The organism is Nonomuraea sp. NPDC003201 (assembly GCF_053590415.1).
Window position 1 is genome coordinate 1 of the sequence record NZ_JBSFTC010000426.1, and the last position, 7,412, is coordinate 7,412.

The following is a 7,412-nucleotide window of genomic DNA, read 5'->3' on the forward strand; positions in this document are numbered from 1 at the left end:
CGGGTGGTCGTGGTGGCCAGGAACGCGGCGGGGTTGTCGACGGTGGTGCGGTCGTAGGCCTGCCAGCGCAGCCAGACGTCCTGGACGAGGTCTTCGGCTTCGGTGACGCTGGCCAGCATCCGGTACGCGATCCCGAACAGGCGTGGTCGCACACCGGCGAACACCGCCGCCGCCTGCTCCAGATCGGCCACCGCCATCGCCCCCCGCTCCCGCGTCCCCCTCGCCGGAAGTGCGATTCCTCGACTGCTACCCCCCGGACAGCGGGGACAGGCCGGTGGCCGGGTACAGGCCAGGAAGATTCTTCCTGTCACAAATCGCGGCACTACCCGGTCTTGCTCCCGTAACGGCTTTCCATAGACGCTGCCAAAGGAGCACCATGCACTCGCCAGAGCACCGGATCGCCACGTCCGTCCTGGTCATCGGCACGGGAGGAGCCGGGCTGCGGGCCGCCATCGAGCTCGCCGAGCGCGGGAACGGCGTCCTCGCGGTGGGCAAACGGCCGAAGGCCGACGCGCACACCTCCCTCGCGGCAGGCGGCATCAACGCGGCGCTGGCCACGATGGACCCCGAGGACAGCTGGCAGCAGCACGCGGCCGACACCCTCAAGGAGAGCTATCTCCTCGCCCATCCGCAGACGGTGCGGATCGTCACCGAGGGGGCGGCCCGGGGTATCGAGGACCTCGAACGCTGGGGCATGCCGTTCGCCCGAGAACAGGACGGGCGCATCTCGCAGCGCTTCTTCGGCGCCCACACCTACCGGCGCACCGCCTACGCCGGCGACTACACCGGGCTGGAGATCCAGCGCACCCTGATCAACCGCGCGGCGCAGCTCGATGTCCCGATCCTCGACACCGTGTACATCACGCGCCTTCTCGTCCGCGACAACGCGGTCTTCGGCGCGTACGGGTTCGATCTGACCGATGGCAGCCGTTATGTCATCCATGCCGACGCGGTGATCCTGGCCGCCGGGGGCCACACCCGGATCTGGCGGCGTACCTCCTCGCGCCGGGACGAGAACACCGGCGACGCCTTCCGCCTCGCCGTTCTGGCCGGCTGCCGCATCCGCGACGCCGAGCTGGTGCAGTTCCACCCCTCCGGTCTCATCGCGCCCGAGAACGCGGCCGGCACCCTCGTCTCCGAAGCCGCCCGGGGCGAGGGCGGAATCCTGCGCAACCAGCTCGGCGAGCGGTTCATGTCCAGGTACGACCCGGAGCGGATGGAGCTGTCCACGCGTGACCGCATCGCGCTGGCCGCGTACACGGAGATCAAAGAAGGCCGCGGGACCCCGAACGGCGGCGTCTGGCTGGATGTGTCGCAGCTGCCGCGCAAGACGATCATGACGCGGTTGCCGCGCGTCTACCAGACGCTCCTGGAACTGCAGATGCTCGACATCACCCAGGACCCGATCGAGATCGCGCCGACCGCGCACTACTCGATGGGCGGCGTCTGGGTGCGGCCCGAGGACCACGGCACCGGGGTCGACGGCCTGTACGCGATCGGGGAGGCGGCCAGCGGCCTGCACGGCGCCAACCGCCTGGGCGGCAACTCGCTCATCGAGCTCCTCGTCTTCGGCCGCATCGTCGGGCAGGCGGCGGCCGAGTACTCCGCGGGCCTCGACGCCCAGCGCCGCTCGGCCGAGGCGCTCGACGCGGCACGGGCCGAGGTGGACGACCTCCTGGCCGCGGACGGCCCCGAGAACGTCCGCGCGCTGCAGCGGGCCCTGCGCGACATCATGACGGAGCACGCCGGCGTGGTGCGCGACGAGGGCGGCCTGCGCAAGGGCCTGGCCGAACTGGCCGCGGCGGAGGCGCGCATCGCCGACGTCGGCGTGCATCCGGACCTGGCCGGCTTCCAGGACCTGGCCCACGCCTTCGACCTGAAGTCCGCGGCGCTGGCCGCCCGCGCGACGATCGAGACCGCCCTTGAGCGTCGCGAGACCCGCGGCTGCCACAACCGCTCCGACTACCCCGAGCTCGACCCCGCGCTGCAGGTCAACCTGGTGTGGTCCGGCCCCGGATCGGTGGCCAGGGAGGCCATCCCGCCCGTTCCCGCCGAGATCGCGGCGCTCATGCGCGAGGTCTCAACCGCCGGAAAACTCGTCGAATAGCAGCCGGCCTTGACGAGGTCTTCATCCAGAAAAGAGGAAAAGATTTCACGGCTGCTGTCACAAGCCTCAAGGCTGCCCTGTCTTAGCTGACGACCGGCCGGCACGTGGGTGCCCCGGCAGGCAGAGAGGGGCATCAATGAAGGTCGTCGTGGTCGGCGGGACGGGCCTGATCGGGTCGAAGGTGGTGGCCATGCTGGGGGAGCACGGTCACGAGGCGGTGGCGGCGGCGCCGAGCACCGGTGTCGACACGCTGACCGGTGAGGGGCTGGCGGAGGTGCTGGCGGGCGCGCAGGTGGTGGTCGACGTGTCGAACTCGCCGTCGTTCGAGCCCGCGGCGGTGATGGAGTTCTTCGAGACCTCCACGGGCAACCTGCTGGCCGCGGAGGCGGCGGCCGGGGTCGGTCATCATGTCGCGCTGTCGGTGGTGGGCACGGAGCGGATGCCCGAGAACGGCTATTTCGCGGCGAAGATCGCTCAGGAGCAGCTGATCGAGAAGTCGGGGATCCCGTTCTCGATCGTGCACGCGACGCAGTTCTTCGAGTTCGTACGGGCCATCGCGGAGGAGGCCGCGGACGGCGACACGGTGCGGATCGCGCCGGTGCGGTTCCAGCCCATCGCGGGCGAGGAGGTCGCGCAGGCGGTCGGCCGGGTCGCGGTGGGGCAGCCGTTGAACGGCCGGGTCGAGGTGGGCGGCCCCGACAACGTCCGGATGGACGAGTTCTTCCGCGACGCCCTGGCCGCGTGGGGTGATGCGCGCACGGTGGTCGCCGACCCGCAGGCCCGCTACTACGGCAGCGTGCCGGGCGAGCGGACGCTGGTGCCGGGCGAGGACGCGATCCTCGGCACCATCCACTACCGCGACTGGGCCGGCCGGAACGCCGCCGGCAAGTAGTGCGGGAGAGGTTGTTCCCGGTGCGGCGGCGACGCGGCGACCAACGGGCCCGGCCGTCATGCCCGAGCGCCGACGACTGCCATGACGGCGACCGGACGGCCGGCGGGCGACGCACGCGCCCGCCCCGGGACAGGAGTTACGCAGTGACCGCATCGGCGATGGTCGCCGAGTTCGATGATGTAGCCGGCTGGACCGCCGACGCCGTCGAGCAGCTGGGGGAGCGGCACGCCATCCCGGCCGCCTGCCGCGGCAGCGCGAGTCCCGCGGCACTGGCCTGGCTGGCCGAGGCGTGCGAGCTGTCGGCCGGCATCACGCTGCTGGACGTGGGCGCGGGCGCCGGCGGACCCGCGGCCTGGGCCGCGGAGCGGTTCGGGGTCCGGCCGATCCTGCTGGAGCCGATGCCGGCCGCGCGCCGGGCCGCCGCCCGGCTGTTCGGGTTGCCGGTCGTCGCGGGGGACGGGCGACGGATTCCGCTCCGTACGGGGTCGGCCGACGCCGCCTGGTGCCTGGGGGTGCTGTGCACCGTACAGGCCAAGGCCGCGGTGCTCGGCGAGATCCACCGGGTGCTGAAGCCCGGCGCCTCACTGGGGCTGTTGGTGGTCGTCGCCCGGGGCCCGCAGCTCCTTCCGGTGCCGGACGGCAACCACTTCCCCACCCAGGGGGAGCTTCTCGAACTGCTCGCCGGCGCGGGGTTCGAGATCGTCGAGCAGATCGACCAGCCCGGCGGAGCGCCGCGGTCCTGGTCGCGCCGCGCCGAGCAGGTCGCCGCGGTGATCGCGACCTGCCATCGGGCCGAGCCCGCGTACGCGCTGGCGGCTCACCAGGGTGAGCGCTTCACCCGCCTGTTCGCCTCCGGCCAGGTCGCTGTACGGCTGATCCACGCGGTCAGCCGGTCCGCCGGACATCCACTCAAGCCACGCATGGAGGAAAGATGAGCGTTCCCAGCGGCGAGGACGACGTCCTGTACGAGCTCCAGATCGAGGTCGAGGCCGAGGTGACCCTGGTCGAGTCGAGCCATCCGGAGGAGGTCGCCGAACTGCCGGTCACCGAGTGGCTTTTCGACCCGACGGACGCCGAGCGCGAGGAGATCGGCCTGCGGGGCCTGCTCGACGCGGTCGAGGCGCTGGAGGACGGCTCCCGGCCCGGCGATCACGTCGCATGACACGCCTTCTTCCGGCAACCGAGTCAGGACACCGATGAAACACCTGGAACCACAGCGAACCCGGATCGACACCCTCGAAAGCCTCCGCGAGCACCTGCAGTGGGCGATCGAGCTGGAACACGCGACCCTGCCGCCGTACCTGTGCGCGCTGTACTCGCTCGACCCGGAGCGCAACCCCGAAGCCGTCGAGGTCGTGGGCAGCGTCTTCGTCGAGGAGATGCTGCACCTGGCGCTGGCCGCCAACCTGCTCAACGCCGTCGGCGGCCGGCCGCGACTGGACACGCCGGGGATGCTGCCGCCGCACCCCCGGCCGCTGCCCCACGGCTCGCTGGAGCTGTCCCTGGTGCCCTTCGGGCCGCAAGCCCTCGAGATGTTCCTGCGGATCGAACAGCCGGCACCGCCCGGCGCCCCGGCCGAGGCCGACGGCTACGAGACGATCGGCCAGTTCTACGCCGCCATCGAAGAGGGCCTGCGTCACCTGTGCGAACGGCTCGGCGAACGAGCGGTCTTCAGCGGCGACCCGGCCCGCCAGGTGAGCGCCGACCACTTCCGCCACACCGCCGGGCACCTGGTCGAGGTCGGTGATCTCGTCTCGGCGCTGGCGGCGCTGGAGGAGATCGTCGAGCAGGGCGAGGGCACCGCCCGCGGCGGCGTCTGGGACGGCGACCAGGACGTCTTCCATCCCGAACGCCAAGAAGTCGCACACTACTACCGCTTCCAGGAGCTCAAGCTCGGCCGCCGCTACCAGCGGGGCGACACCCCCCAGTCCGGGCCCACCGGCGAGACGATCTCGGTGGACCCGACCGGCGTACGTCCGATGCGCCACAATCCGCGGCTGTCCGACCACGAGCCGGGCAGCGCGATCAGGATCGCGCAGGAAGAGTTCAACCACACCTACTGCGCGGTCCTGCACCTGCTTGAACGGGCGTTCAACGGCAGCCCGAAGCTGCTCGGGGCCGCCACCGGCACCATGTACGCGCTCAAGGCCCAGGCCCGGGCCCTGATGGGAATGCCCGACGGAGACGGCACCACGGCCGGCCCGACCTTCGAGTACGTGCCGCCCGAGCTGCGCCGGTGGAGCGTCGGCGACCGGCAGCGGATCGTCGTGCTGCGCGACGGCCCGTACGTCGTGTACGGCGGCGTCCCCCTCAGACGCAAACGCAAGATCGTCTCTGCCGAGAACGACGACGCGCTGACCTGGAAGACCGGCGAGCCCCTGGAGACCGAGGACACCTACGCGCTGTGCCGCTGCGGCCACTCCTCGTCGAAGCCGTTCTGCGACGGGACCCACGCCGTGATCGGGTTCGACGGCACGGAGAGCGCGGTCATGCGGCCGTACAAGGAGTTGCAGCACGTGCACGACGGGGTGGGCATCTCGGCCCAGCGGGTGGGGGAGCTGTGCGTCCATGCCGCCTTCTGCATCGGGCGCAGCAGGCCGATCGCCGCGATGCTCGCCGACACCGGCGACAGCGACGTGCGCTCCACCGTCATGGCCCGCATCGACCACTGCCCCTCCGGCTCCTACAGCTACGCGCTGGAGCGCGGCGGCGAGACGATCGAGCCGGACCTGCCGCAGGCGATCTCGGTCCTGGAGGAAGAGGACGGGCTGGCGAGCGCGCTGTGGGTCACCGGCAAGGTGCCGGTCGTGCGGTCGGACGGCCGGCCGCTGGAGGCCCGCAACCGGATGACGCTGTGCCGCTGCGGCCATTCCGGCAACAAGCCGTTGTGCGACGGCACCCACCGGGAGATCGGCTTCCGCGAGGAACCCCGGCCCACCGAACTGAACGCAGGGAAGGTCCGCTCATGAGCGAGCAGCCCGTCATCGTCCTGGTCCACGGCGCCTTCGCCGAATCGGCCGGCTGGAACCGCGCCACGTACGGGGCTGAACGGGGCTCGCCCGGCCGGGGGACGGATCGATGGGGAGAGCTGAAGGCGTGGGGGAATCATGCATGTGGGATCACTGAAACAGGCGAACGCACTCGAACGGGCCGCGTCCGCCTTCGTCGAGCTGCGCCCGCGGCTGTTCGGCATCGCCTATCGGATGCTCGGCAGCGCGGTGGAAGCCGAGGACGTCCTTCAGGAAGTCTGGTTGCGCTGGCAGAGCACCGACCGCTCGACCGTCGAGAACCCTTCGGCCTTCCTGGCGTTGATCACCACCCGCCTGGCCATCAACGTCGCCCAGTCCGCCCGTTCGCGGCGCGAGGCCTACATCGGGCCCTGGCTCCCCGAACCGGTGGACACCAGCATGGACCCGACGCTGGGCGCCGAACGGGGTGAAGCGCTCGAACTCGCCTTCCTGCTGCTGCTCGAGAGGCTCACCCCCACCGAGCGGGCCGCGTACGTGCTGCGTGAGGCCTTCGTCTACCCCTATCCGCAGATCGCGGAGATCCTGCAGGTCAGCACGGTCAACGCGCGCCAGCTCGTGAGCCGCGCCCGTAAACGGCTGACCGCCGCACGGCGCGAGCCCATCGACAAGACGGAGCATCGGCGTCTCCTGGCGGTCTTCCTCGACGCCGCCCAGACGGGGAACATCGCCGCCCTCGAAGGCCTCTTCGCCGAGGACGTCGTCAGCTCCTCCGACGGCAACGGCATCCGAGGGGCGGCGCGCTTCCCCCTGCTGGGCAGCGCTCGCGTGGCGAAGTTCCTGGCCGCGTACGCGCCGCGGTTCTGGCCGGGCGCCAAGCTGACCTGGGTCGAGGTGAACGGGCGCGCGGGTGTGCTCGTCCCCCGCAACCGGACGGAGGTCACCCTGCTCACCATCGAGGCCTCGCCGGAGGGCATCCACCACGTCATGTGGATCGTCAACCCGGCCAAACTCGGCGCGTACGACCGCTCAGGAGGGGGTTAGACGGTTCGGCTTGTGTGGGGTGTCACAACTTGGGCGGCTGTCCTGTCTTAACTGCCGACTCCGAAAGAACAGAGGACATCGTGCGGACGACCTCGTCGCCCGGCGGCCACGCCGGCGCCTCCACAGCATGGATTAAGGCCTGCTCTCCTGGCCGTGAGGGTGGCCGGACATGACCGACGTGAGCGCCGGGACGCTGGCGGAGATGCTCGACGAGCGGCAGCACCTGCTCGAGATCGCCTTGTGGATGTTCGGCTCGGAGAGCACGGCCGACCGGATCGTCCAGGAGACCTATCGCCGCTGGTACGCCCTCGACGACGAGGAACGCGCCGGCATCGCGGTGCCGCGCGCGTGGCTGACGCGGGTCGCCGGAGGCATCTGCCTGGAGCTGCTCGCCGCCCCCGGC

7 protein-coding genes and 1 pseudogene are annotated in these 7,412 nt (G+C 71.2%); 7 read left to right on the forward strand and 1 reads right to left on the reverse strand.

The window, feature by feature from the left end; genetic code table 11:
* Positions 1-197 (reverse strand): sigma factor (locus ACWDX9_RS56570; RefSeq protein WP_449971232.1); only part of this gene is annotated, 197 nt, incomplete at its 3' end.
* Between the two features lie 179 nt (positions 198-376).
* Between ACWDX9_RS56570 and ACWDX9_RS56575 the strand changes: the two genes are divergently transcribed.
* The 7 genes and pseudogenes from ACWDX9_RS56575 to ACWDX9_RS56605 form a co-directional block, all read left to right on the forward strand.
* Entirely contained in the window at positions 377-2,107 is a 1,731-nt protein-coding gene (locus ACWDX9_RS56575) for an L-aspartate oxidase (protein ID WP_449971235.1), read from the forward strand.
* 136 nt (positions 2,108-2,243) lie between these two features.
* Complete coding sequence (locus ACWDX9_RS56580) at positions 2,244-2,999, forward strand: SDR family oxidoreductase (protein WP_449971238.1); 756 nt, start codon at positions 2,244-2,246, stop codon at positions 2,997-2,999.
* 143 nt (positions 3,000-3,142) lie between these two features.
* Positions 3,143-3,934 carry a class I SAM-dependent methyltransferase gene (locus ACWDX9_RS56585; protein WP_449971241.1) on the forward strand — a complete coding sequence of 264 codons (792 nt, stop codon included), beginning with the start codon at positions 3,143-3,145 and terminating at the stop codon, positions 3,932-3,934.
* On the forward strand, positions 3,931-4,161 hold the full coding sequence (locus tag ACWDX9_RS56590; protein ID WP_449971244.1) for a hypothetical protein: 231 nt from the start codon (positions 3,931-3,933) through the stop codon (positions 4,159-4,161). The genes ACWDX9_RS56585 and ACWDX9_RS56590 overlap by 4 nt, the downstream gene beginning before the upstream one ends.
* A gap of 34 nt (positions 4,162-4,195) precedes the next feature.
* Positions 4,196-5,968 (forward strand): ferritin-like domain-containing protein, encoded by a 1,773-nt coding sequence (locus tag ACWDX9_RS56595; protein WP_449971247.1) that lies wholly within the window; start codon positions 4,196-4,198, stop codon positions 5,966-5,968.
* Positions 5,969-6,106: 138 nt separating this feature from the next.
* Entirely contained in the window at positions 6,107-7,009 is a 903-nt protein-coding gene (locus ACWDX9_RS56600) for an RNA polymerase sigma-70 factor (RefSeq protein ID WP_449971250.1), read from the forward strand.
* Between the two features lie 169 nt (positions 7,010-7,178).
* Positions 7,179-7,412, forward strand: a pseudogene (locus ACWDX9_RS56605) (RNA polymerase subunit sigma-24); the annotation flags it as partial.